This window comes from Noviherbaspirillum album (genome assembly GCF_035916955.1).
Lineage (GTDB): Bacteria > Pseudomonadota > Gammaproteobacteria > Burkholderiales > Burkholderiaceae_D > Noviherbaspirillum > Noviherbaspirillum album.
The window spans coordinates 37,096-61,436 of record NZ_JAWIIV010000022.1; the positions used below are offsets into that span (position 1 = coordinate 37,096).

Consider the following 24,341-nt stretch of genomic DNA (forward strand, 5'->3'; position numbering starts at 1 on the left):
TCGAACGACGCCGGGTGCGAACGTACCCTGCCGGACGGCGAATGTCGTAGCATGCCATAAAGGTCACAGAACAAAATACGGACGAGATATGCGATCCACCGAAGCAAAAAGGAAATCCCGCCGCCGGTTTCTGCTTGGCGGACTGGGCGTCGCCGGCGCGCTCGTCGTCGGCTGGGGCATCATGCCGCCGCGGCAGCGCCTGCAGCTGTCGACCCCTTTGCCCGCGAAGGAAGGCGAAATCATGCTCAACGGCTGGATTCGCATGGCGCGCGACGGCATCGTGACCATCGCCATGCCGCAGTGCGAAATGGGCCAGGGCGTGTTCACCGCCTTGCCGATGCTGGTAGCGGAAGAGCTCGATGTGCCGCTGGAACGGGTGAGGATCCAGCAGGCCCCGATCGACAGGATCTTCGGCAACATGGCGGTGCTCACCGATAGTCTGCCGTTTCATCCGGACGGCGCCGGGACTCTCAAGGAGACCATGCGCTGGTTCACTGGCAAGGCCGCGCGCGAGCTCGGCTTGATGATCACCGGCGGCTCGACGTCGGTCAAGGACGCATGGATTCCGATGCGCGAAGCCGGCGCCGCTGCGCGTGCCATGCTGGTGGCGGCGGCGGCCGCCGAATGGAATGCCGACTCCGCCGATTGCCGCACCGAGGCCGGCACCGTCCTGCATGCCGACGGCAGGCGCGCCGCCTATGCAGATCTCGCGGAAAAGGCGCTCGGCAGCCGGCCCGCCGTCATCCGCCTCAAGAGCCCAGAGCAATTCAAGCTGATCGGCACGCCGCAGCTTCGGCGCGATTCCATCGCCAAGGTCAATGGAACAGCCGCGTTCGGCATGGATGTCCGCCCGCCGGGCATGCTGCATGCCGCGGTGAGGATGGCGCCGACCATCGGCGGCACCGTGCGCGCATTCAATGCCGATGCGGTCAGGGGCATGCCGGGCGTGGTGAGCGTGGTCGATTTTTCCGGTGCGGCGGCTGGCATGGCAGGCCTGGCCGTTGTGGCAAAAACCTGGTGGCAGGCGCGGCAGGCCGCGATTGCCTTGCCGGTCGAATGGAATCCCGGCCCGCACGCCGGCCTGTCGACGGCAAGCGTGTTCCGCGAACTCGAAGCGCGCATCAATGCGGATTCGGGCTATGTGTACCATGAAGCGGGCGAGCCGGATCCGATGAAGGCCGGCGTGAAAACCGTGGAGGCGGAATACCGGGCGCCGTTTCTCGCGCATGCGGCAATGGAGCCGGTCAATTGCACCGCGCAGGTCAAGGATGGGAAGGTCACGCTCTGGGTTCCCACCCAGGTGCCCAGCCTCGCCATCAATGCGGCTGCACGCATTGCGAAAACGGATGCCGCGAACGTCGAACTGCATGTGACTTACATCGGCGGCGGCTTCGGACGCAGGCTCGAGACCGACATGATCGCCCAGGCCGTCGCCATCGCCGCGCAGGCCAATGGCCTGCCGGTGCAGGTGATATGGAGCCGCGAGGAGGACATGATGCACGACATGTACCGGCCGGCGGCACTGGCGCGTTTCACCGCCGTGCTGGACAGGGCGGGCAGGGTGGTGAGCTACCGGAACAAGCTGGCCTCGGGTGCGATCACGCATCAGGTGCTGGCGCGCACGCTGGGTTTCACCGGCATTGGTCCCGACAAGACCACGGCCGAAGGCGCATTCGACATGCCTTATGAATTCATCCACCAGAGCATAGCGCATGTCGCCGTGCCCACGCCTGTGCCGCTGGGATATTGGCGTTCGGTCGGTCATTCGCACAATGCGTTTTTCAAGGAAAGCTTCATCGACGAACTGGCGCACGCCGCCGGCAGGAATGAAGTCGAGTTTCGCCGCAGCCTCCTGCAGCGCCATCCGCAGCATCTCGCCGTGCTCGATGCGGCAGTCAGGCAGGCGGGCCATGCCGGACAGGGCAGGGCGCACGGAGTCGCCCTGCACCAGTCATTCGGTTCCATCGTGGCGCAGGTGGCCGAGGTTTCCATCGAAGATAACGAAATCCGCGTGCACAAGGTCACCTGCGCAATCGATTGCGGCCTGGCGGTCAATCCGAACATCATCGCTCAGCAAATGGAGTCGGGCATCGTGTTCGGCCTGAGCGCGGCGCTGTTCGGTGAGGTGACAATCGAGGAAGGCAGGGTGCGGCAGCAGAATTTCCACGATTATCCGGTACTCAGGATGAACCAGGCCCCGGAGGTGCATACCATCGTCATGAAGAGTGCGGCGCCGCCGGAGGGCGTGGGAGAGCCCGGCACGCCGCCGATCGCCCCTGCAGTGGCCAATGCGGTATTCAAGTTGACCGGGAAGCGCCTGCGCAGCCTGCCTCTCCGGCTGGCATAGCCGGTCGGCAAGGCAATCGGATTTCAGGCAGCGTCCGCGTTGTCCAGCAGTGTGCGCAGGTTGCGGCTGCGCTGCCATTCGCGGCGTTCCTCCGACAGGCCGGCTTCGGCTTGCAGTTGCTGCCCGCTTTTCTCGGCCTGTGCCGAGATCAGCCGGTCGGCGATCTTCATGTCCGGCAATACCGTGCCGAAAAAGGCGACATGGCCGCCGCGCTGGATCAAAAGCGTGGGAAAGTTGTCGACATCGATTTCACCGATGAAGTCGGCCTGGTCTTCGATATCTATCCATGCGAACCGCTTGTCGGGATGCCGCGCGGCCAGCTGTTCGAAGCTGGCGCGATAGGTTTCGCAAGTGCCGCACCAGGCCGCGCACAGGCAGGCGATCACCCAGGTGTCATCGTCCAGCCATTGGGCGAGTTGGGTGCGATTGTCGTCATCGAGGGTAAAGCCGGTCCAGGACATGGGAGAGAGCAGCAAGTGGCATTCAGCGGGAGCCTCATTGTAAGGCAAGGACCCGCATGCCGCTTGCCGGTGCGCCCTGCATGCATTGCGGGCACCCCGGACATCCTTTGCAAATGAACGGCCGAGGTAGATTAGGCGGTGGTGTTGATGTTCTGGCCGAGATGGGGCGGCAGGTTGGCAGACGACACTGGCGGCAGCGCCTGCAGCAGTGCGGCGGCGCTGCTGGCCTGGATATCCATTGCCTTTTTCATTACGGCGACATTCACCGCCTGCGAGGTGGCGGTCGATGCCATCGTGGTTGCGAGTCTGGCGATATCCGTGACTTCCATGCGTTTCTCCTGTGATTACCCTTGGTAACGGCACGGGAACGCCAAGCTTTAGGAAATGAGGCCGGATTCTGCTGATTGCGCGCGCCGTCGAAGCCCGGCGGCACGGTAAAATAACGGCATGCGTACCATTCTTGCCATCGAAACATCTTCCGATCTTGCTTCCGCCGCCTTGCTGCACAATGGCAGGCTCCTCGCGCGCGACAGTGCCGGCGTACAGACGCACTCCCAATCCGTGCTGCCCATGGTGCAGCAGCTGCTGGCCGAGGCAGGCATGCCGCTGTCGCGGTGCGATGCGATTGCCTTCGGCGCCGGCCCCGGATCGTTTACCGGCGTCCGTACCGCATGCGGCGTGGCCCAGGGCTTGGCCTTCGGCGCAGATCTGCCGGTGGTTCCCGTGGTGACCCTGCAGGCAATGGCGCAGGCCTGCCGTGAACGCTGCGGCGCCGATGACGTGATGGTCATGCTCGACGCCCGCATGGAAGAAGTCTACTGGGCGCAATATCGCTTCGACAACGGCTGGCAGACGGTGACCGCACCGGCACTTGCCTCCGCCTCCATCGTGGCGGCATCCGGCACGGTAACTGCGTGCGGCAACGGCCTGCTCGCCTATGCATCAGCGCTGGCGGACAAGGGCTTCACGGTCTGCGAGGGCATCGTACCGCATGCCGCCCAGGTAGCCACGCTCGCGCACGGAGAACTGCTGGCGGGCTGCAGTATCCACGCGCGCGACGCCCGGCCGATCTATCTGCGCAACAAGGTGGCCCTGACCACGGCGGAGCGCCTGGCGAAAGCTGCCGCATGAATGCCGTCTACAAGGTGGTTGCCGAATCTCCCGCGCCGGAATCCCTGCGCTTTGCGCCCATGCGGGTGGGGGATCTGTCGGACGTGCTGGCTATCGAAAATGATGTCTATCCGCATCCATGGACACGCGGCAACTTTCTCGATTCGCTCTACAGCGCTTATGAAAGCTGGACCCTGCGCGAATCATCCGGATTGCTTGCCGGCTATTTCCTGGTGATGCTTGCTGTCGATGAAGCCCATCTGCTCAACATCAGCGTACGCCGCGATCTGCATGGCCATGGCATCGGACGCATGCAACTCGACCGCATCGTTGCGCTCTCAAGGGAGAAGGGCATGGCATCGGTGCTGCTCGAAGTCAGGCCATCCAATCAGCGTGCGCTGGACGTGTACCGGCGTTACGGCTTTGCCGAGATCGGCAGACGCAAGGGCTATTACCCCGCCGCCAATGGCATGCGCGAGGATGCCATCGTCATGAGGTTTCATCTATGAGCGCAAATTCGGGGCGCCGGAACGCATTTCTCGACGAGATGGGCCTCGGTCCGTTATGGACCCGGCGCGATGCGCAGGCTATCCCGGATGCGCCACCTGTGCAGGAAGACGCATTTGCAGCGCCTGCCACTGGCCACGCTCCCGCCGTGGAAAACGCCGGCATGCAGCGCCAGGCACGGCCGTCAATCCCGTCAATCCCGGCAATGCCGGCGCAGGAGGCCGGCTTGCCCGTGCATCCAAGCGCACCGGATTCTGCCGACGTGGCGCAGATGGACTGGGCCGCGCTCAAGGCGAATGTCGCGGGCTGCGTCAAATGCGACCTGTGCCGGGGCCGGACCAGGACGGTATTCGGTGTCGGCGACGAGAAAGCGCGCTGGCTGTTCATCGGCGAAGGACCGGGCCGCAATGAAGATCTGAAGGGCGAACCCTTCGTCGGCCAGGCCGGCAAGCTGCTCGACAACATGCTGGTGTCCATGGGGCTGCGCAGGGGCGACAATGCCTATATCGCCAACATCGTCAAATGCCGTCCTACCGACGACAATGGCCGCGACCGGCCGCCGACACCGGACGAGGTGGCAGCCTGCCTGCCTTACCTGGAGCGGCAGATTGCGCTGATCCAGCCCACCATGCTGGTGGCCCTCGGAAAAACCGCCGCGCTCGCGCTGCTGGGTCTCGATGCCGATACGCCGGTATCCCGGCTGCGCGGCAAGGTCCATCGCTATGCCGGACTGCCGCTGGTTGTCACCTACCATCCCGCCTATCTGCTGCGCAACATGGCGGACAAACGCAAATCCTGGGAAGACCTTAGCCTGGCCATGGCCACCTTTGCCAGCGCAGATTTAGCCGAATGAGCCCGAATGAGCCGGATGAATTGAGCAAGTTGGCCGCGCCGCGCAGGAAACGCTTTCAAACCCAATTCCATCAGCGATGGAATCACCTCAACAATCCGCATGTCCGCACCCTGGCGTGGCTGCTCGATGCACCCGATCTTCTCGATCCCGGTGCGAAGGAATGGCAGGGCCGTGTGGCCAGCCTGGGCCCTGTCGATGGCGCTGTCCGCGCCTGGCTGACTGAACTGGATGCGCAGCCTGAAGCGCTGCACTTATGCCTGGAGCTGCATCCGCATACGCGACTGGGACGATATGCGGAACAGCTGATGGCGTTCTACCTGGAACACCACCGGCTGCTGCATGCCCATGGCGTGCAGGTGCGCGCCGCGAAGAACCAGACCATCGGCGAGTTCGATTTCCTGCTGTGGCAAGGCGATGCGCTGGTGCATTGGGAATTCGCCACCAAGCTCTATCTGCTGGAGTCGGCCGGTCACGGGCGAGAGGCTGATTACTTTGTCGGTCCCAACCTGGCCGATACGCTGGGAGCGAAGATCCGCAAGATCATGGATCAGCAATTGATGCTGTCGAAGCATCCCGCCGCACAGGAGCAATTGCCGCAACCGGTCAGCCTTGCACAGGCGCTGATCAAGGGATGGCTTTTCTATCACGGCGAAACGCCGCTGCCGGCGCAGCCCGAAGGAATTTCACACGGCCATTGCAAGGGATTCTGGTGCGCGCTGCAGGAAGCACGGCAACTGTCGGCTCGCCACTATGCGGTGCTGGCGCGGCTCGACTGGCTTGCGCCGGCGAAGCTGCCGATCTCGGCCGCATTGAGCCATGAGGTGCTGATGCAGATGCTGGATCTGCATTTTCAGAACAACAACGCGCCGGTGCTGGTGGCATTGCTGGAAGAAGATGGGGAAGGCGGGCAGGGTTGCCTGCTGGAGACCGATCGCGGCTTCATCGTGCCGGACGACTGGCGCAGCCGTGCAGAAGTTCGTATCCGGCACGCCGGATCAGCGTGATAAGCGCGACTCATACCGGGACGCTGCCGGCAGGAAAACGCCGGTCGGCGGAAATCAGTGCTTGTGTTCCCCGATCAGCGACAGCGAATCATGTTCCCGCTGATTCGCCGCATGCTTGCGCATGGCCAGCAGCATGGTGCCCGAGACGAACAGGCCGAACAGCACGATGACGATATTGATGTCGAGGTTGATCTTGACCATCAGCGCGTACAGCATGAGCATGGTCAGCACCGAGAGATTTTCATTAAAGTTCTGTACAGCGATGGAATGCCCGGCGCTCAATAGCACATGCCCGCGGTGCTGCAGCAGCGCATTCATCGGCACCACGAAATAGCCTGACAGCACGCCGACCAGCACCAGCAGTGGATAGGCCAGCCACACCGTATGCACCAGGGTCATGGTGCATACGATCAGGCCCATCGCCACGCCGAGCGGCATCACGGTCAGCGACCGTTTCAGGGGAACGAAACGGGCCGCCGCCGTTGCGCCGACAGCCACGCCGACGGCAAAGATGCCCTGCAGGATCGCAGCCTTGTCGAGCGGCATGTTGAGCGACTTTTCCGCCCACTTGAGCACGATGAATTGCAGCGTAGCGCCGGCGCCCCAGAACAGGGTGGTCACGGCAAGGGAAATCTGGCCCAGCTTGTCCCGCCACAAAGTGGTGAAGCAATTTGCAAAATCGGCGATCAGCTTGACGGGGTTGCGTTCCTGATGCGGATACCGTGCGCCGGTATCCGGAATGCGCAGGTTAAAGACCGCTGCCAGCACATAGGTCACCATGATGACCGACAAGGCCGCTTCGGCCGCTGTATCGATGCCGGTATCGATCAGCGGAAAATCGAACGCAAGCAGCGCGCTCGAAATCTGGGAGTTGACCAGCGCGCCGCCCATCACCGTGCCGAGAATGATGGAAATGACCGTCAGGCCTTCGATCCATCCGTTAGCCGCCACCAGTTTCTCGGGAGGCAGCAATTCCGTAAGAATGCCGTACTTGGCCGGCGAGTACGCCGCCGCGCCAAAGCCGACCACGGCATAGGCGAACAGCGGATGGACTTCCAGAAACATCAGGCTACAGCCGGTGATCTTGATCAGGTTCGTAACGAACATGACGCGGCCCTTGGGAAGGGAATCCGCAAAGGCGCCGACGAATGCGGCTAGGATGACATACGAGAGAACGAAGAACAGCTTGAGCAGCGGCGTCATCCACGCCGGGGAATTCATGGCTGTCAACAGTGCGATGGCCGCGATGAGGAGAGCATTGTCGGCAAGCGAGGAAAAAAACTGCGCTGCCATGATGGTGTAAAAACCGCGATTCATCCGCATATTGAGGGGTACCCATGTTTCTCAACTGTCTCCGGCTTGCTTTATACCATGAAAATCCTGGCGGACAGGCATTTGGTAGGCATGCCCGTCCGGCCGTCCAGTAGAATAAACCTTCACAAAATGTCTCACAGCCAATAGTTCCAAGCTCATGCCAAGACCGATCGTCGCCCGAATCCATCCTGCTGCAATGCGGCACAATCTAAGCATCGCCAAACAGTTGGCGCCCCGATCCAGGGTATGGGCGGTGGTCAAGGCCAATGCCTACGGGCATGGTCTGTCCCGCGCAATGCAAGCCTTCGACGCCGCAGAGGGCCTGGCCCTGATCGAGGTGGACGCGGCGCTGCGCCTGCGCGACATGGGATGGAGCAAGCCGGTCCTGCTGCTCGAAGGCTTTTTCGATGAATCGGACCTGCCCGAACTGGCCGCGCGCGAAATCGAGTTCACCATCCATTGCTGCGAGCAGATCGACATGCTGCAAAAAGCCAGCCTGGACAAGCAGGTCGACGTGCATTTGAAAATGAACAGCGGCATGAACCGGCTGGGCTTCAAACCGGATGAATTCCGGGCGGCATACCTGAGGCTGCAAGCCATCCCCGCCGTGCGAAGCATCACTTTAATGATGCACTTCGCCAATGCGGACGATGCATCCAACACCGCCATGCCGATGGCCGAACAGGTTCGCCGCTTCGAGGCGGCGAGCGCAGGCCTCGAAGGACGGCGCAGCCTCGCCAATTCCGCCGCGGTGCTCAGCCATCCGGAGGTGGCCGCGGACTGGGTACGGCCGGGAATCATGCTGTACGGCGGAACACCGGGCGGCAAAACGGCCGTGCAGTTCGGACTGCAGCCGGCAATGACGCTGGAAAGCGAAATCATTGGCGTCCAGCGCATCCAGGCGGGCGACGCGGTCGGCTACGGAAGCCGTTTCGTGGCCGACAAGGCCATGATCATCGGCGTGGTGGCGGGCGGTTATGCCGACGGCTACCCGCGCCATGCGCCGGCCGGCACGCCGGTCATGGTCGCCGGCAACCGTACCCGCCTGGTCGGACGGGTCTCGATGGACATGATTACGGTGGATTTGACCGAATTGCCCGATGCCGGCTTCGGCAGCAAGGTCGAATTGTGGGGCAGGCATGTATCCATCGACGAGGTGGCCGATGCCGCAGGGACCATCGGCTATGAGTTGATGTGCGCGCTGGCGCCCCGTGTGCCCGTTATCGAGGCATAAAGACAAGGTCAGATAAAAGCTTAAATAAAAGGTCAAATCGCAATGGCAAAGCAGAAAACCAATTACACCTGTACGGAATGCGGCGGTGTCGCCAGCAAGTGGGCCGGCCAGTGCCCGTCGTGCGGACAGTGGAACACGCTGGTGGAGACGCTCGTCGAGCCCGCCGGCAACCGTTTCTCCGGGCAGCACCAGGGGCTGGCGCAAAGCTCGCCGGTCCTGAGCCTGTCCGACATCGAAGCCATCGACGTGCCGCGCTTCGGCACCGGCATCGAGGAATTCGACCGCGTGCTGGGTGGCGGCCTGGTCGCCGGCGGCGTGGTGCTGATCGGCGGCGATCCCGGCATTGGAAAGTCGACGCTGCTGCTGCAGGCGCTGGCCAACCTCTCGCGCGTCAAGAAGACGCTGTACGTCAGCGGCGAGGAGTCCGGCGCACAGATCGCGCTGCGCGCCAAGCGTCTCGCGGTCGATGCCAGGGAATTGCAGCTGCAGGCGGAAATCCAGCTGGAAAAAATTCTCAATACGCTGGCGGAGCACAAGCCGCAGGTCGCTGTCATCGACTCCATCCAGACCATCTATTCGGATGCCCTGACGTCAGCGCCGGGCTCGGTGGCGCAGGTGCGCGAATGCGCGGCGCAGCTCACCCGTGTCGCCAAGCAGTCGGGAATCACCATCATCATGGTCGGCCATGTTACGAAAGAGGGGGCGCTGGCCGGACCGCGCGTGCTGGAACACATCGTCGATACCGTGCTGTATTTCGAGGGCGATACCCATTCCAGCTTCCGCCTGGTGCGCGCGTTCAAGAACCGCTTCGGCGCAGTCAATGAACTCGGCGTCTTCGCCATGAGCGAGAAGGGCTTGAAGGGCGTGTCGAATCCATCGGCGCTGTTCCTGTCCCAGCACGATAACCAGGTGCCGGGCTCCTGCGTCATGGTGACGCAGGAAGGCACGCGTCCGCTCCTGGTGGAAATCCAGGCACTGGTCGATACCTCGCATGTGCCCAATGCGCGCCGGCTGTCGGTCGGCCTGGAGCAGAACCGGCTGGCGATGCTGCTGGCGGTCCTGCACCGGCATGCATCGATCGCCGCCTTCGACCAGGATGTGTTCATCAACGCGGTCGGCGGCGTCAAGATCACCGAGCCGGCCGCCGACCTCGCAGTCCTGCTGGCGATTCATTCCTCGATGCGCAACAAGCCGCTGCCGCGCGGGCTGGTGGTGTTCGGCGAAGTCGGCCTCGCAGGCGAGATACGCCCCGCGCCGCGCGGGCAGGAGCGGCTGCGCGAAGCGGCCAAGCTCGGTTTCTCAATCGCGCTGATTCCAAAGGCGAATGCGCCGAAGCAGGCCATCGAGGGATTGAAGGTGATCGGCGTCGAACGCATCGACGAAGCGCTCAACCGGCTGCGGGACGAGTAAATCTAGTAGATCTAACCGGCGGCGGCCAGCGAAGCGGCACGCACGCCGCTGCGCACCGCCGATTCCAGGGTCGCAGGATAGTCGCCGGCGGTATAGTCGCCGGCGAGCAGCAGTCCTTCGACGCCAGTTTCATTCGATGGCCGCTGCAAGCCGGGCGTGCAGGCGAAGGTCGCCCGCTTTTCCGAAATCAGCTTGCTCCACAGCGGAGACGCCAGTTCGGGGCGCTGCAAGACCTCCGCCAGCTGCGCGGCGACCGCTGCCGAAAGCGCATCATGTCCATCCGCAATGGCCGCGCCGGAGGCGCTGACCACCACGGCGAGCAGTCCTGCCTGTTCCGCATCGAGATGGCCGCGGTCGAAAACGAATTGGCCCCAATGTCCGATATCGCCGTCGTCGATCAGTGCATGGAGCGGCTGCGCCAGCCGCACCTGCGGCGGGTATTGCAGGAAGCAGGTGGTGATGGGCTCATGATCAAGCGATGTCAGCGATGCCGTTTCCGCGTGACCCGCAAGCAGGCTGGCCGCCTGCCATGCGGACGTGGCTACGATGACGGCATCGAAGGTGGCACTGGACACGGCATTGGAGGCCGCGCCGCTGCCTGCCTGCGCATCGCCCATGTCGAGCCGCCATTTGCCGTCCGCGGCGATGATGCGCCTGATGGCCAGGCCGCAATGTACTCTTCCACCATGACGCTCGACGAAAGCCGCGGCATGCGCGGGAAACAGGGCGGACAGATCGACCCGCGGTATGAGCATGTCGGATGCAGCCCGCCTGGCACCAAGGCTGTCGCGCATGACATTCAGGAACACTTGCGCGGAAGCTCGTTCCGGCGGCGTGTTCAGGGCGGCAATGCACAAGGGCCGCCACATCAATTGAACCAGGCGGGCCGTCTGATCGAAGCGGTCCAGCAGTTCGCTGACGCTGCAGTCGATGTTGAGCCGCCAGTCCATCCAGCGCGCGGTGGTGGAAAAACGCGCAAGCGCCAGCTTGTCCTCGCGACGCAGGCCATTGGCACGCAGCAGCCCGATCAGCATGTGCCATGGCGCGGGCAGGCGGGGCGTGACGAAATCCATGCCGCCCTGGCCGGGCGGATAGCGCATCTGCAGGGGCAGGCGCAGCAGGACGTCGGAGGAAGCGAGGCCGACGTTGCCGAGCAGGCGCAAGGTTTCGGCATAGGCGCCAAGCAAGATATGCTGGCCGTTGTCGAGCTTGCGTCCGTTGAGCTCGACCATGCGGGCACGCCCGCCAAGGTTCCTTGCCGCTTCGAACAGCGAGACAGGCATGCCGCGGCGGGCAAGCTCGACCGCCGCGGCGCAGCCGGCCCAGCCTCCGCCGATGACCGCGACTCGTTTCATCAGGCGCGGATGTAGGTTTTCCAGGCAAGCCAGAGCTTGCGGATCGGCGTCAGCGAAATCTTCTGGTTCAGCACCTGGAAGCGGTCGCGCTCGATTTCGTCGAGCAGCGTGCGATAGATCGCGGCCATGATCAGGCCGGGGCGCTGGGCGCGCCTGTCGGCGGCGGGCAGAAGGGCGAAGGCCTCTTCATAGAGGGCCTTTGCACGTTCGGCCTGGAAAGACATCAGCTTTTCGAAATTTTCACTGTGCCGCGCATTCAGGATATCGGCTGCGGTAACGTGGAATTGCTGCAGTTCATTGACCGGCAGATAGATACGACCCTTGCGTGCATCTTCTCCCACGTCCCGGATGATGTTGGTCAGCTGAAAGGCCAGTCCGAGCTTTTCCGCGTACTGCAGCGTCTGCGGCTGGGTGGCGCCGAAAATGCTGGCGGAAAGGATCCCCACCACGCTCGCCACGTGCCAGCAATAGCGTTTCAGTCCGGGATAGTCGAGGTAGCGGGTCTGGTCCAGGTCCATTTCCATGCCGTCGATGATGGCCAGCAGATGCTTGGGGTCGAGCGCATAGGTTGCCATGTGCGGCTGCAGCGCCTGCATCACGGGATGGCTGGGCGTTCCTTTCAGCGTCGCCTGGACTTCCTGGCGCCACCATTGCAGCTTGTTTCTCGCAATGCCGGCATCGGTGCAGTCATCGACGGTATCGTCGACTTCCCGGCAGAACGCATACAGCGCCGTGATCGCGCGGCGGCGTTCCGCCGGCAGGAAGAGAAAGCTGTAATAGAAGCTGGAGCCGCTTTGTACGGCTTTTTGTTGGCAGTATTCGTCGGGCGACATGAAATCGGGGAGCTGATCAAAGCCGCTATGCTAGCCGACATGCGCCATGCGCGACAAACGTATTTTCATGCGCCCGGCTTTCCAGAGCATGGCGAGCCAGTCAACAGGCCCCAGCTGCGGACGGCGACGGAATACATCGTAATCGTTGGCTTCAATACGTTCCAGGATGCGCAGGCCGCCCTGCACGATGAGCCGCAGTTCCCAGCCGATGCGGCCCGGCAGGCGAAACGCCAGCGGAGCGCCGGACAGCATCATGCCCCGTGCACGCTCGACCTGGAACGCCATCAGGGCGCGCCATGCGTCATCCATTGTGGCGTTCTCGATATGAGATTCTGAAACTCCAAATCGATGCAGGTCTTCCAGCGGCAGGTAAACGCGCCGCTTGTTCCAGTCAACCGCCACGTCCTGCAGGAAATTGATCAACTGAAGCGAAGAACAGATGGCATCCGACTCGCGCAGGCTGGCCGGATCGGCTGCGCCGTAGAGATGAAGCATCAGCGTGCCGACCGGGTTGGCGGAACGGCGGCAATAATCGAGCAGGCTGTCGAAATCGGCGTAGCGCTTGGTTACGACATCCTGCTTGAAGGCCGAAAGCAGGTCATGGAAAGGCGCAAGCGGGAGCCGGTAATCGGCAACGACCCTGGAAAGGGCGTGAAACAGGGGCGGTATCGAAGCATCGCCATGCGCCATGGTCTCCAATGCCGCAACGTATGAATTCAAGCTGGCAAGCCGTTCCGAATCGGATGCGTCGCCCTCGTCGGCAAGGTCGTCGGCGCTGCGGGCAAACGCATAGATCGCTTCGACCGCGGGCCGAAGCCGGGCCGGCAGAAGCAGCGATGCGACAGGAAAATTTTCGTAATGTTCTACTGGCATAGGTTACGTCGGTCACTAACTGACTAAAAAGTCATATGCAAACGAAAACGAGCTGCTTATAATTACTAACCGCCTGGTCATTAAAAAGTTCCCGGATAACATTGCAAGCCAGGCAACTCAGCTCTGAATAGTAAAGGAAATCACCGTGGTCGCTTCGACAAAACCATTCGGCTCTGCACGACTTTTCCCTCAAAAGCTCGCCATTCTGGCATGCGCGGGACTTCTCCTGCTCGGCGGCTGCTCGAAACCGGTCGAGAAAACCGAGGACGTGCGCCCGGTACGGGTCATGAAGCTGGAGTCGGGCAACATCGACACCGTAGCCGAGTTTTCCGGGGACGTGCGGGCCCGCTACGAGTCGCGCCTCGGTTTTCGGGTGGGCGGAAAAATCGTCGCTCGCAAAGTCGAGGTCGGCTCCGTGGTCAAGCGCGGCCAGGTATTGATGCAGCTCGATCCGCAGGACCTGCAGTTGGCCCAGGCACAGGCAAATGCCGCCCTGAAGGCCGCCGAAAGCAACCGCGACCTCGCCCGGGCGGAGCTGAAACGCTACCAGGACCTGCGCGAAAAGAATTTCGTCAGCCAGGCGGTCCTCGATAGCAAGGAGACCGCCTTCAAGGCCGCGCAAGCCAGCTATGATCAGGCCGTGGCCGGTTATCGCAACCAGTCGAACCAGGCCGGCTACGCAGTGCTTCATGCTGATGCGGACGGCATCGTCACGAGCATCGACGCCGAAGCAGGGCAGGTGGTGGCGGCCGGCGCGCCGGTGGTACGCCTCGCGCAGGGCGGGGAACGGGAAATCGTCATCGGCATACCCGAAGACAGGGTCGAAGATTTGCGTCGCGTGACCGATGTGCGAGTACGGACCTGGGCCGAGCGGGAACGGATCATACCCGGGAAGATCCGCGAAATTTCTCCGGTCGCCGATCCGGTGACACGTACGTATACCGCCAAGGTTTCCATTCCGGCATCGGCGGAAAACGTCAAGCTTGGCATGACCGCCTATGTCGCATTTGCCGCCAAGTCCGCGAATGCCGCGATGCGCCTGCCGCTCACCGCACTGTTCCAGGATAAGTCCAATACCGCGGTATGGGTGGTGGAGAACGGCACGGTCAGGCTTGCTCCGGTGCAGGTCGCAGGTACCGCCGACAATGACATCCTGGTGTCCGGCGGGGTCGCGCCCGGGCAGACGGTGGTGACCGCGGGCGTCAATCTGCTCAAGTCCGGCCAGAAGGTGAAGATCCTCGGCGAGGAAGTCGCGGTGAGCGCGGCGAGCGGATCCTCTGCCGGAGCCGCTAAATGAAAGGCGGATTCAATCTCTCGCGCTGGGCGCTCGAACATATTCCGCTCACGCGTTATCTGATCGTCGCCCTGCTGATCGGCGGCGTCTTGAGCTATGGGCGTCTCGGCCAGGACGAAGATCCTCCCTTTACCTTCCGCGCGATGGTGGTGCGGGCGATCTGGCCCGGTGCCACATCCCTGCAGATGGCAGAACAGGTCACCGACAAGCTGGAAAAGAAGTTGCAGGAAACGCCTTACATCGACACGATCCGCAGCTATTCCAAGCCGGGGGAAACCCTGATCATCCTGCAACTGCGGGAATCGACGCCGCCGAAGGACGTGCCGGCCGCCTGGTACCAGGTACGGAAAAAGATCGGCGACATACGCAATACCTTGCCCGGCGGCGTGCTGGGACCCTTCTTCAACGATGAGTTCGGCGATACCTACGGATCAATCTTCGCCATTTCGGCCGACGGCTTCAGCTATTCGGAAATGAAGGACTATGCCGATTTCGTGCGGCAGCAGTTCCTGAAGGTGCCGTCGGTATCCAAGGTGGAAATGTTCGGCGTGCAGGATGAAAAGATCAACATCGAATTCTCGCACAAGAAATTCGCCCAGCTCGGCATCGGTTTTGACGCCATCGTCAATCAGATCAATGCGCAGAACGCGGTCGAAGCCAGCGGCGTGCTCGTCACGCCGACCGACAACCTGCAGGTGCGGGTGACGGGGGCGATGGCGTCTGCCAGGGAGCTGGAGAACCTGGAACTGCGCGCCAACGGGACCACCTTCCGCCTTGGCGATTTCGCCACCGTCAGGCGGGAGTACAAGGACCCGCCGCAGGACAAGATGCGCTTCAACGGCAAGGAAGTCATCGGCCTCGGCATCTCCATGGAGAGAGGAGGCGACATCATCGCGCTCGGCCGCAATCTGGAAGCCACCGTCGACCTGCTCAAAGCCAAGCTACCGGTCGGGATCGAACTGCAGCGGGTGTCGGATCAGCCGAAGGCGGTTTCCTCGTCCGTCAATGAATTCCTGCGCACGCTGGCGGAAGCGGTCCTCATCGTCCTCGCGGTCAGTTTCATCGCACTGGGCTTGCATACGAAACCGCTGCGTCTAGACGTACGTCCCGGCCTGGTCGTTGCGCTGACCATCCCGCTGGTGCTGGCGGTAACCTTTCTGTTCATGCGCATCTTCAACATCGATCTCCACAAGATTTCGCTTGGCGCGCTCATCATTGCGCTCGGGCTGCTGGTAGATGACGCCATCATCGCCGTCGAAATGATGGTGCGCAAGATGGAGGAGGGCTTTTCACGCTTCGACGCGGCCACGTTCGCCTATACATCCACTGCAATGCCGATGCTGACGGGCACGCTGATTACCGCGGCCGGATTTCTGCCGATCGGGCTGGCGAAATCGGCTGCCGGCGAATATACCTTTTCAATGTTTTCGGTCAACGCGCTGGCGCTGATCATTTCCTGGTTCGTGGCGGTGCTGTTTACGCCATACATCGGCTACATCCTGCTCAAGGTAAAGCCCGCTTCCGATGCGGGTGGCCATCATGAACTGTTCGACAGCCCGTTCTATAACCGCTTCCGGCGCATCGTCAACTGGTGCGTGGAATGGCGCAAGACCACGATACTCCTGACCTTGTGCGTCTTTTTGCTGGGCGTGATCGGTTTCAGGTTTATCGAGCAGCAGTTCTTCCCCGATTCCAGTCGCCCCGAGCTGATGGTGGAAATGTGGCTGCCCGAAGGCAGTTCCTTCAAGGCCACCGAGTCTCAGGCGAAAAAGTTCGAAGCCTTCATCGGCAAGCAGGACGGTGTGGAAAGCGTAACGTCCTATGTCGGCACGGGCAGCCCGCGCTTCTACCTGCCGCTGGACCAGATCTTCCCGCAGACGAACGTGTCGCAGATCGTGGTCCTGGCGCGGGACCTGAAAGCACGGGAAGCGCTTCGCCTGAAAATTGCGCAAGTATTCGAAAGCGATTTTCCAGGCGTCCGAGGCCGGGTCAAGTTGCTGCCCAACGGGCCGCCGGTTCCCTATCCGGTGCAATTCCGCGTCACCGGTTACGAGGTGGACAAGGTGCGTGCGATCGCCGACCAGGTTAAGGAAATCATGCGCGCCAATCCCAATGCGGTAGGCGTCAACGACAACTGGAACGAATCGGTCAAGGTCGTCCGCCTCGATGTCGACCAGGACAAGCTGCGCGCGCTGGGGGTTAGCTCTCAGAGTCTGATGCGTGCCGCAAATACGATCCTGACCGGCACGACGGTGGGGCAATACCGTGAAGACAATAAGCTGATCGACATCGTGGTGCGGCAGCCAGTTGAGGAACGCTCGACCATCACCGCGTTGCAGCAGGCAAACCTTCAGTCGTCCAGCGGACGCGCAATTCCGCTGGCGCAGGTCGCACGGGTGAGCTTCGTGTGGGAGCCGGGCGTCGTCTGGAGAGAGGGCAGGGAATGGGCAATCACGGTGCAGTCCGACGTGGTCGACGGCATCCAGGGACCGACCGTATCGAGCCAGATCAACCCCGCGCTCGACAAGGTACGCGCCGCGCTGCCTGCCGGTTACCGGATCGAACTGGCGGGCGCCGCCGCCGACAGCGGCAAGGCACAGGAATCCATCGCCGCCAACGTGCCGCTGGTGATCTTCATCATCTTCACCTTGCTGATGCTGCAGCTGCACAGCTTCTCGCGCGCCTTGCTGGTCTTTCTCACCGGGCCGCTCGGCGTGGCGGGTGCCGCCATGGCCCTGCTCCTGCTGCAACGTCCGTTCGGTTTCGTCGCCCAGCTCGGCGTGATTGCCTTGTTCGGCATGATCATCCGCAATTCCGTCATCCTGGTTGACCAGATCGAGCACGACATCGCGCAGGGTGAGGCCCCATGGAATGCCATCGTGGAATCGGCCGTTCGCCGTTTCCGTCCGATCATTCTAACGGCCGCTGCCGCGGTACTGGCAATGATTCCCCTGTCGCGCTCGGTGTTCTGGGGACCGATGGCCGTGGCCATCATGGGAGGGCTGGTGATTGCCACCGCCTTGACCCTGCTGTTCCTGCCGGCGCTATACGCCACTTGGTTCAGAGTCAAAAAACCGGAACCGGAAGTCGCGGTCATTCCATGAAACCAGGATGGATATTCGCCGCCGCCCGGATTCCGCTTGATGAAAAATCGGGACAGGACAGGGAAAAATCCAGTAAAATGCGCGGTTGAAGTTGAAGAGCTAATAACAAGGCACTCTGGGGGGCGACCGGATTCACTTCATGGTCGCCCTCTGCTTTTCTGCAATTCAACGCCCGTATCGGAGCACAGAGCACATTCCCGCGAGGATGGCGAAATTGGTAGACGCACCAGGTTTAGGTCCTGACGCCAGCAATGGTGTGGGGGTTCGAGTCCCCCTCCTCGCACCACAGCATATTTCATTTTTTGGACGATTCACATGGCAACTGCAGTCGAAACCCTGGAAAAACTCGAACGCCGCATCACCATCACACTGCCGCTGGCGGACGTACAGGCGGAAGTGGAAAAGCGCCTGAAAATCCGCGCGCGCACCGCAAAGGCACCAGGGTTCCGTCCCGGCAAAGTGCCGATGAAAATGGTTGCGCAGCAGTTCGGTTTTCAGGTCGAGACTGAAGTCCTGAACGACAAGGTCGGACGCGCATTCAGCGAGGCTGCCAGCGAAAACAACCTGCGTGTGGCGGGCTATCCGAAGATCGAGCCGAAGTCGGGCGACGGCGTGGCCGAGGGCACGGTTGCCTTCGATGCGACATTCGAAATCTACCCGGACGTCAAGGTCGGCGAGCTGGCCGACGTCGAAGTCGAGAAGATCAAGAGCGATGTCAGCGATGCCGAGATCGACAAGACCATCGACATCCTGCGCAAGCAGCGCGTTCACTATCACGTCAAGGGCGAGCAGGGCGCGCATGGCGATGGCGGTGCGGACCAGTCCGCGCAAAGCGGCGATCGCGTCACGCTGGATTTCGTCGGCAAGATTGACGGCGTCGAGTTCCAGGGCGGCAAGGCGGAAGACTTCCCGTTCGTGCTCGGCGAAGGCCGCATGCTTCCCGAATTTGAAGCGGCAGCGACCGGCCTGAAGGTCGGCGAATCCAAGACCTTCCCGCTGTCCTTCCCCGAGGATTATCATGGCAAGGACGTGGCCGGTAAGACCGCCGAGTTCACCATCACCGTGAAGAAGATCGAATGGGCGCACATGCCTGAAGTCGATGCCGAATTCGCGAAATCGCTGGGCATCGAAGACGGCGACCTGGGCAAGATGCGTGAAGACATCAAGGTCAATCTCGAGCGCGAGGTCAATGGCCGCGTCAAGGCGCGCACCAAGGACAGCGTGATGAATGCGCTGATCAAGGTTTCGGAACTGGACGTTCCCAAGGCGCTGATCGACCAGGATGTCGAGCGCTTGATGGAAATGGCCCGTCAGGACATGGCGCAGCGCGGCATGAACGTCAAGGACATGCCGTTCCCGCCGGAATTGTTCACCGCGCAGGCAGAGCGTCGTGTACGCCTGGGTCTGATCCTGGCCGAAGTCGTCAAAGCCAACAAGCTTGAAGCGACACAAGACCAGGTCAAGGCACAAGTGGAAGAATTCGCACAGAGCTACGAAGATCCTCAGCAGGTACTCAAGTTCTATTTCAGCGACCGCCGCCGCCTTGCTGAAGTCGAAGCTCTTGTATTGGAAGAAAACGTCGTTAACTATGTACTCGGTAAGGCGAAGGTGACTGAGAAGGCCATCCCCTTCGACGAGTTGATGGGCAACAACGCACAGGGCTAAACTCCGACCCTGCGCACTCCAAAAGGAAAGCACATGTCAGGCATGATTAGAAATTCGGCACTCGATACGGAAATGCTCGGTATGGTGCCGATGGTGATTGAACAAAGCGGCCGGGGCGAGCGCGCATACGATATCTATTCGCGCCTGCTCAAAGAACGCGTGATCTTCATGGTGGGTCCGGTCAATGACCAGATGGCCAACCTGATCGTCGCCCAGCTGCTGTTCCTGGAAAGTGAAAATCCTGACAAGGATATTTCCCTTTACATCAATTCTCCTGGCGGTTCCGTCTCGGCAGGCATGGCGATTTTCGACACGATGCAGTTCATCAAGCCGGACGTCTCGACGCTGTGCACCGGTCTTGCCGCCTCGATGGGCGCCTTCCTTCTCGCCGCCGGCGCCAAGGGCAAGCGCTTTTCGCTGCCCAATTCCCGCATCATGATCCATCAGCCCTTGGGCGGCGCCCAGGGGCAGGCGAGTGATATCGAGATTCAGGCACGTGAAATTCTTTACCTGCGTGAACGCTTGAACACCATCCTTGCAGAAAAAACCGGCCGCGACGTGGAACAAATCGCCAAGGATACAGACAGAGATAATTTCATGTCTGCTGCGCAAGCGGCTGATTATGGCTTGATTGACAAGGTGCTGACCACCCGCGTCTAAGTCGACCGTCCAAGCGAAAGAACGCCCGGACGTCTCGCGTTCGGGCGTTTTGCATTTATGACGACGAATTCGGTGTGATTCCTCAATTTCTTGAGCCGCGTCGTGACGAATTCTGAATTCGCAGGTAATATCGGATCAATCCCCACCCACACATTGCTCTATGTCTGACAAAAAATCCTCCAGCGGCGAAAAATTGCTTTACTGCTCCTTCTGCGGTAAGAGCCAACACGAGGTGAAGAAATTAATCGCAGGTCCATCCGTATTCATCTGCGATGAATGCATCGACCTGTGCAATGACATTATCCGCGACGAGGCCTCCAGTATCGAATCGGTCGCCGGTCCGAAATCCGATCTCCCGACTCCTCAGGAGATATTCGAGCTGCTCGGTCAGTACGTGATCGGTCAGGAGACTGCCAAGCGCATTCTGTCGGTTGCCGTGTACAACCACTACAAGCGACTCAAGCACCTGGGCAAGAAGGACGATGTCGAGCTCGCCAAGAGCAACATTCTCCTGGTCGGCCCGACTGGTTCAGGGAAGACGCTGCTGGCGCAGACTCTGGCGCGCATGCTGAACGTGCCGTTTGTTATTGCCGATGCAACGACGCTGACCGAAGCCGGCTATGTCGGCGAGGATGTCGAAAACATCATCCAGAAGCTGCTTCAGAACTGCAATTACGAAGTGGAGAAAGCCCAGAAGGGCATCGTCTATATCGACGAGATCGACAAGATATCCCGCAAGTCGGACAATCCCTCGATCACTCGCGACGTATCCGGTGAGGGCGTGCAGCAGGCGCTGCTGAAGCTCATCGAAGGCACGATGGCCTCCGTGCCCCCGCAGGGCGGCCGCAAGCATCCGAACCAGGATTTCGTACAGATCGATACCACGAACATCATGTTCATCTGCGGCGGCGCGTTTGACGGCCTCGCAAAGATCATTTCCAATCGCTCCGAAAAGAGCGGCATTGGTTTCTCGGCGAGCGTCAAGAGCCAGACTGAGCGCAATGCAAGCGAAGTCCTGCTCGATGCAGAGCCGGAAGATCTGATCAAATTCGGCCTCATCCCCGAACTGGTCGGCCGTCTGCCTGTCGTGGCTACGCTGAGTGAACTAAACGAGGAAGCCCTAATCCAAATATTGCTTGAACCCAAGAATGCACTTATCAAGCAGTATGCCAAGCTGCTGCAGATGGAAGGTGCGGAACTTGAGGTTCGGCCAGCAGCATTGCATGCAATTGCCAGGAAAGCGCTTGAACGCAAGACCGGCGCGCGCGGTTTGCGCTCCATTCTTGAACATGCGCTGCTGGAAGTGATGTTCGAACTTCCAAGCCAGCAGAACGTGGCCAAGGTGGTGATCGACGAAAATTCGATTGCCAACGGAGCCAAGCCTTTGCTGATTTACCACGAGCAGCCCAAAGTTTCAGGCGCAAAGTAATTGCTCAGCAATTTGAACAATATGGTTAAAAGCCCGTTTTTTCCTAGAAGCAGTACAATTTGACGGACAGGAATCACTTCAGGCTTCCAAGGTAAAGCCACCCGAGGGCGACTTCGTGTGTGGCTTTTTTTATTGCGATGTTTTAAGAGAGCAATAAAGCAAGTGATTTTTGTTGCTGTTTGGACTTGAGTTTTAGGTTGTTCGTGCCTACATCATTAACAGGCTCTTAAATAAGGTTCGCCATGACGACTTCTACAACATTAACTGAACACACCCAACTGCCGCTGTTGCCGTTGCGGGACGTTGTTGTCTTCCCGCATATGGTGATCCCGTTATTCGTCGGCCGTCCCAAGTCGATCAAGGCTCTCGAAGCGGCGATGGAGCAGGGCAAGAGCATCATGCTTGCCGCGCAAAAGGCTGCAGCCAAGGACGAACCCTCTGCCGATGACATCTATGAAATCGGTTGCGTCGCGAACATCCTGCAAATGCTGAAGCTACCGGACGGCACGGTCAAAGTGCTGGTCGAAGGAGCGCAGCGCGCACGTATCCACAACATTACCGAGCTGGACACACATTTCGTTGCCGAACTCACTCCCGTCGAGTCCGAGCCCGGAGACGAATCTGAAGTCGAAGCCATGCGGCGCGCCATCGTGCAGCAGTTCGACCAGTACGTGAAACTCAACAAGAAAATTCCGCCGGAGATCCTGACATCCCTGGCAGGCATTGATGATGCCGGCCGTCTGGCCGACACCATTGCCGCACACCTGCCGCTCAAGCTCGAGCAGAAGCAGGTCATTCTCGAAATCTTCAATGTCGCAAAGCGCCATGAGCATCTGCTCGGCCAGCTCGAGGGGGAACTGGACATCCTCCAGGTCGAGAAGCGCATCCGCGGCCGCGTAAAGCGCCAGATGGAAAAGTCTCAGCGCGAGTATTACCTGAACGAACAGGTCAAGGCAATCCAGAAGGAACTCGGCGAGGGTGAAGAGGGCGCGGATCTCGAAGAGCTCGAGAAGAAGATCATCGCCGCCAAGATGCCCAAGGAAGCCCGCGAAAAGGCCCAGTCCGAGCTCAAGAAGCTCAAGCTGATGTCGCCGATGTCCGCCGAAGCAACCGTGGTGCGCAACTACATCGACACCATGCTCAGCCTGCCGTGGCGCAAGAAGTCCAAGGTCAACAACGACCTTGCCAATGCAGAACAGGTGCTGGAGGGCGAACATTACGGCCTCGAGAAGGTCAAGGAACGCATCCTTGAATATCTCGCCGTGCAGCAGCGTGTCGACAAGGTCAAGGCGCCCATCCTGTGCCTGGTAGGTCCTCCCGGCGTGGGCAAGACTTCGCTCGGACAGTCGATCGCACGTGCAACAAACAGGAAGTTCGTCCGCATGGCGCTTGGCGGCGTGCGCGACGAAGCGGAAATCCGTGGCCATCGCCGCACCTACATCGGCTCCATGCCCGGCAAGATCCTGCAAAGCCTGTCGAAGACCGGTGTGCGCAATCCGCTGTTCCTGCTCGACGAGGTGGACAAGCTAGGTCAGGATTTCCGCGGCGATCCGTCATCCGCACTGCTTGAAGTGCTGGATCCCGAACAGAACCATACCTTCTCCGATCACTACATCGAAGTCGACTTCGACCTCTCCGACGTAATGTTCGTGGCGACGTCGAACTCGCTCAATATCCCGCCGGCCTTGCTGGATCGTATGGAGGTGATTCGCCTCTCGGGTTATACCGAGGACGAGAAAACGAACATTGCGATGCGTTATCTGTTGCCGAAACAGATTACGAACAATGGCCTCAAGGAAGATGAAATCAATGTCTCCGAGTCCGCGATTCGCGACATCATCCGTTACTACACACGTGAGGCGGGCGTACGTTCGCTAGAGCGCGAAGTATCGAAGATCTGCCGCAAGGTGGTGAAAATGCTGCTGCTGAAGAAGCAGGAGCGCAAGATCATCGTCTCGTCGAAGAACCTCGACAAGTTCCTCGGCGTGCGTCGATATGATTTCGGCATGGCAGAAAAGGAAAACCAGATTGGACAGGTCGTCGGTCTGGCATGGACCGAAGTGGGCGGCGATCTGCTGACCATCGAGGCGATGACCATGCCGGGCAAGGGTGACGTGATCCGTACCGGTACGCTTGGCGATGTCATGAAGGAATCGATCGAAGCTGCCCGCACCGTGGTGCGCAGCCGTGCGAAGCGGCTCGGCATCAAGGCCGAGCTGTTCAACAAGAGCGACATCCACATTCACGTGCCGGAAGGAGCGACTCCGAAGGATGGTCCGTCCGCGGGTATCGCGATGACAACGGCGATGGTATCGGTCCTGACCGGTATTCCGGTCCGTGCCGATGTGGCGATGACTGGTGAAATCACCTTGCGTGGCGAAGTGCTTCCGATCGGCGGGCTGAAGGAAAAACTGCTTGCCGCTCACCGCGGCGGCATAAGGACCGCGCTGATTCCCGAGCAGAATGTGAAGGATCTTGCGGACATTCCGGACAACGTCAAGAACAAGCTGGAAATCATTCCGGTGCGTTGGATTGACAAGGTGCTTGAAGTCGCACTGGAAAGCCAGCCCACACCGCTGTCAGACGTCGATACGCCGGTCGATACTGCAGTCGCGCAGGCAACCGGACAGGCGGATCCGAACATGGTGAAGCACTGAGTACTCAGGCACGCAGTCGGTGGATGCCGAAGCTGCAGGAAGCGCGCTCTCCGGAGCGCGTTTTTTTTGGCATCGCTTTGCGACTACCGCACGAAAAGGATGTGAGCCTTGTGTTTATTGGGTGAAACACCCAAACCCTTCAACAGGCGGCAGGCACTTCACCGAAGAAATTCATTCAATGCGGCAGAAAGTAGTGCGCAGGAATAAAAGATCCTATATAATTTCGACTTT

The 24,341-nt window shown here is 60.6% G+C and carries 19 protein-coding genes and 1 tRNA gene; 14 read left to right on the plus strand and 6 right to left on the minus strand.

All coding sequences use genetic code 11. The annotated features are described in order from the left end of the window. Nucleotides 1–88: 88 nt before the first annotated feature. Nucleotides 89–2,347: a xanthine dehydrogenase family protein molybdopterin-binding subunit gene (locus RY831_RS21875; protein ID WP_326508501.1), complete on the plus strand. Its 2,259-nt coding sequence runs from the start codon at nucleotides 89–91 to the stop codon at nucleotides 2,345–2,347. Between the two features lie 23 nt (nucleotides 2,348–2,370). On the opposite strand, the gene RY831_RS21880 is transcribed toward RY831_RS21875, so the two are convergent. Next, the gene (locus RY831_RS21880; protein WP_326508542.1) at nucleotides 2,371–2,808 is read right to left on the minus strand and encodes a thioredoxin family protein; all 438 of its coding nucleotides are present in this window, start codon (nucleotides 2,806–2,808) and stop codon (nucleotides 2,371–2,373) included. A 131-nt stretch (nucleotides 2,809–2,939) separates the two neighbouring features. Next, nucleotides 2,940–3,137 (minus strand): YjfB family protein, encoded by a 198-nt coding sequence (locus tag RY831_RS21885; RefSeq protein ID WP_326508502.1) that lies wholly within the window; start codon nucleotides 3,135–3,137, stop codon nucleotides 2,940–2,942. Between the two features lie 118 nt (nucleotides 3,138–3,255). On the opposite strand from RY831_RS21885, the gene tsaB reads away from it, so the two are divergent. The 4 genes from tsaB to RY831_RS21905 are packed head-to-tail and all read left to right on the plus strand — an operon-like array spanning nucleotide 3,256 to nucleotide 6,282. Further along, entirely contained in the window at nucleotides 3,256–3,939 is a 684-nt protein-coding gene (gene tsaB / locus RY831_RS21890) for a tRNA (adenosine(37)-N6)-threonylcarbamoyltransferase complex dimerization subunit type 1 TsaB (protein WP_326508503.1), read from the plus strand. Further along, nucleotides 3,936–4,427 carry a ribosomal protein S18-alanine N-acetyltransferase gene (rimI, locus tag RY831_RS21895; protein WP_326508504.1) on the plus strand — a complete coding sequence of 164 codons (492 nt, stop codon included), beginning with the start codon at nucleotides 3,936–3,938 and terminating at the stop codon, nucleotides 4,425–4,427. The genes tsaB and rimI overlap by 4 nt, the downstream gene beginning before the upstream one ends. Next, entirely contained in the window at nucleotides 4,424–5,278 is an 855-nt protein-coding gene (locus tag RY831_RS21900; protein WP_326508505.1) for a uracil-DNA glycosylase, read from the plus strand. Before rimI ends, RY831_RS21900 begins: the two co-directional genes overlap by 4 nt. A gap of 20 nt (nucleotides 5,279–5,298) precedes the next feature. Next, complete coding sequence (locus RY831_RS21905) at nucleotides 5,299–6,282, plus strand: DUF1853 family protein (RefSeq protein WP_326508506.1); 984 nt, start codon at nucleotides 5,299–5,301, stop codon at nucleotides 6,280–6,282. Nucleotides 6,283–6,336: 54 nt separating this feature from the next. Here RY831_RS21905 and lplT read toward each other — a convergent pair whose 3' ends face one another. Then, nucleotides 6,337–7,599 (minus strand): lysophospholipid transporter LplT, encoded by a 1,263-nt coding sequence (gene lplT / locus RY831_RS21910; protein ID WP_326508507.1) that lies wholly within the window; start codon nucleotides 7,597–7,599, stop codon nucleotides 6,337–6,339. Between the two features lie 154 nt (nucleotides 7,600–7,753). On the opposite strand from lplT, the gene alr reads away from it, so the two are divergent. Further along, a complete protein-coding gene (alr, locus tag RY831_RS21915) occupies nucleotides 7,754–8,830 on the plus strand; it encodes an alanine racemase (RefSeq protein WP_326508508.1) in 1,077 nt (358 codons plus the stop codon). Between the two features lie 42 nt (nucleotides 8,831–8,872). Continuing rightward, entirely contained in the window at nucleotides 8,873–10,240 is a 1,368-nt protein-coding gene (gene radA / locus RY831_RS21920; RefSeq protein ID WP_326508509.1) for a DNA repair protein RadA, read from the plus strand. Nucleotides 10,241–10,251: 11 nt separating this feature from the next. Here the strand turns inward: radA and hpnE are convergent, their stop codons facing one another. From hpnE to hpnC, 3 genes are read right to left on the minus strand one after another with little or no spacing between them, the layout of a single operon-like run. Then, a complete protein-coding gene (gene hpnE, locus RY831_RS21925; protein WP_326508510.1) occupies nucleotides 10,252–11,595 on the minus strand; it encodes a hydroxysqualene dehydroxylase HpnE in 1,344 nt (447 codons plus the stop codon). Continuing rightward, the gene (gene hpnD, locus RY831_RS21930) at nucleotides 11,595–12,428 is read right to left on the minus strand and encodes a presqualene diphosphate synthase HpnD (protein ID WP_326508511.1); all 834 of its coding nucleotides are present in this window, start codon (nucleotides 12,426–12,428) and stop codon (nucleotides 11,595–11,597) included. The genes hpnE and hpnD overlap by 1 nt, the downstream gene beginning before the upstream one ends. 30 nt (nucleotides 12,429–12,458) lie before the next feature. Continuing rightward, complete coding sequence (gene hpnC / locus RY831_RS21935; protein ID WP_326508512.1) at nucleotides 12,459–13,301, minus strand: squalene synthase HpnC; 843 nt, start codon at nucleotides 13,299–13,301, stop codon at nucleotides 12,459–12,461. 145 nt (nucleotides 13,302–13,446) lie between these two features. Between hpnC and RY831_RS21940 the strand changes: the two genes are divergently transcribed. From RY831_RS21940 to lon, 7 genes are all read left to right on the plus strand, one after another. Further along, a complete protein-coding gene (locus tag RY831_RS21940) occupies nucleotides 13,447–14,598 on the plus strand; it encodes an efflux RND transporter periplasmic adaptor subunit (protein ID WP_326508513.1) in 1,152 nt (383 codons plus the stop codon). Then, nucleotides 14,595–17,699 (plus strand): efflux RND transporter permease subunit, encoded by a 3,105-nt coding sequence (locus RY831_RS21945; protein ID WP_326508514.1) that lies wholly within the window; start codon nucleotides 14,595–14,597, stop codon nucleotides 17,697–17,699. The genes RY831_RS21940 and RY831_RS21945 overlap by 4 nt, the downstream gene beginning before the upstream one ends. Before the next feature lie 199 nt (nucleotides 17,700–17,898). Continuing rightward, nucleotides 17,899–17,985: transfer RNA gene (locus RY831_RS21950), tRNA-Leu, on the plus strand. A 29-nt stretch (nucleotides 17,986–18,014) separates the two neighbouring features. After that, on the plus strand, nucleotides 18,015–19,364 hold the full coding sequence (tig, locus tag RY831_RS21955; protein WP_326508515.1) for a trigger factor: 1,350 nt from the start codon (nucleotides 18,015–18,017) through the stop codon (nucleotides 19,362–19,364). Nucleotides 19,365–19,397: 33 nt separating this feature from the next. Beyond that, a complete protein-coding gene (gene clpP, locus RY831_RS21960) occupies nucleotides 19,398–20,024 on the plus strand; it encodes an ATP-dependent Clp endopeptidase proteolytic subunit ClpP (RefSeq protein WP_326508516.1) in 627 nt (208 codons plus the stop codon). Nucleotides 20,025–20,184: 160 nt separating this feature from the next. Then, nucleotides 20,185–21,453, plus strand: coding sequence for an ATP-dependent Clp protease ATP-binding subunit ClpX (clpX, locus tag RY831_RS21965; RefSeq protein WP_326508517.1), 1,269 nt, complete (start codon nucleotides 20,185–20,187; stop codon nucleotides 21,451–21,453). Nucleotides 21,454–21,695: 242 nt separating this feature from the next. Then, complete coding sequence (lon, locus tag RY831_RS21970; protein WP_326508518.1) at nucleotides 21,696–24,110, plus strand: endopeptidase La; 2,415 nt, start codon at nucleotides 21,696–21,698, stop codon at nucleotides 24,108–24,110. Nucleotides 24,111–24,341: the final 231 nt, after the last annotated feature.

Excerpts from the sequence above, each read along its gene's own strand:
- RY831_RS21880 (WP_326508542.1), bottom strand. The coding sequence starts at position 2,808 with ATGTCCTGGACCGGCTTTACCCTCGATGACGACAATCGCACCCAACTC.
- clpP (WP_326508516.1), top strand. The coding sequence starts at position 19,398 with ATGTCAGGCATGATTAGAAATTCGGCACTCGATACGGAAATGCTCGGT.
- RY831_RS21875 (WP_326508501.1), top strand. The coding sequence starts at position 89 with ATGCGATCCACCGAAGCAAAAAGGAAATCCCGCCGCCGGTTTCTGCTT.
- hpnC (WP_326508512.1), bottom strand. The coding sequence starts at position 13,301 with ATGCCAGTAGAACATTACGAAAATTTTCCTGTCGCATCGCTGCTTCTG.
- rimI (WP_326508504.1), top strand. The coding sequence starts at position 3,936 with ATGAATGCCGTCTACAAGGTGGTTGCCGAATCTCCCGCGCCGGAATCC.
- RY831_RS21900 (WP_326508505.1), top strand. The coding sequence starts at position 4,424 with ATGAGCGCAAATTCGGGGCGCCGGAACGCATTTCTCGACGAGATGGGC.
- alr (WP_326508508.1), top strand. The coding sequence starts at position 7,754 with ATGCCAAGACCGATCGTCGCCCGAATCCATCCTGCTGCAATGCGGCAC.
- RY831_RS21885 (WP_326508502.1), bottom strand. The coding sequence starts at position 3,137 with ATGGAAGTCACGGATATCGCCAGACTCGCAACCACGATGGCATCGACC.
- RY831_RS21945 (WP_326508514.1), top strand. The coding sequence starts at position 14,595 with ATGAAAGGCGGATTCAATCTCTCGCGCTGGGCGCTCGAACATATTCCG.
- radA (WP_326508509.1), top strand. The coding sequence starts at position 8,873 with ATGGCAAAGCAGAAAACCAATTACACCTGTACGGAATGCGGCGGTGTC.
- lon (WP_326508518.1), top strand. The coding sequence starts at position 21,696 with ATGACGACTTCTACAACATTAACTGAACACACCCAACTGCCGCTGTTG.
- hpnE (WP_326508510.1), bottom strand. The coding sequence starts at position 11,595 with ATGAAACGAGTCGCGGTCATCGGCGGAGGCTGGGCCGGCTGCGCCGCG.
- hpnD (WP_326508511.1), bottom strand. The coding sequence starts at position 12,428 with ATGTCGCCCGACGAATACTGCCAACAAAAAGCCGTACAAAGCGGCTCC.
- tig (WP_326508515.1), top strand. The coding sequence starts at position 18,015 with ATGGCAACTGCAGTCGAAACCCTGGAAAAACTCGAACGCCGCATCACC.
- lplT (WP_326508507.1), bottom strand. The coding sequence starts at position 7,599 with ATGAATCGCGGTTTTTACACCATCATGGCAGCGCAGTTTTTTTCCTCG.
- clpX (WP_326508517.1), top strand. The coding sequence starts at position 20,185 with ATGTCTGACAAAAAATCCTCCAGCGGCGAAAAATTGCTTTACTGCTCC.
- tsaB (WP_326508503.1), top strand. The coding sequence starts at position 3,256 with ATGCGTACCATTCTTGCCATCGAAACATCTTCCGATCTTGCTTCCGCC.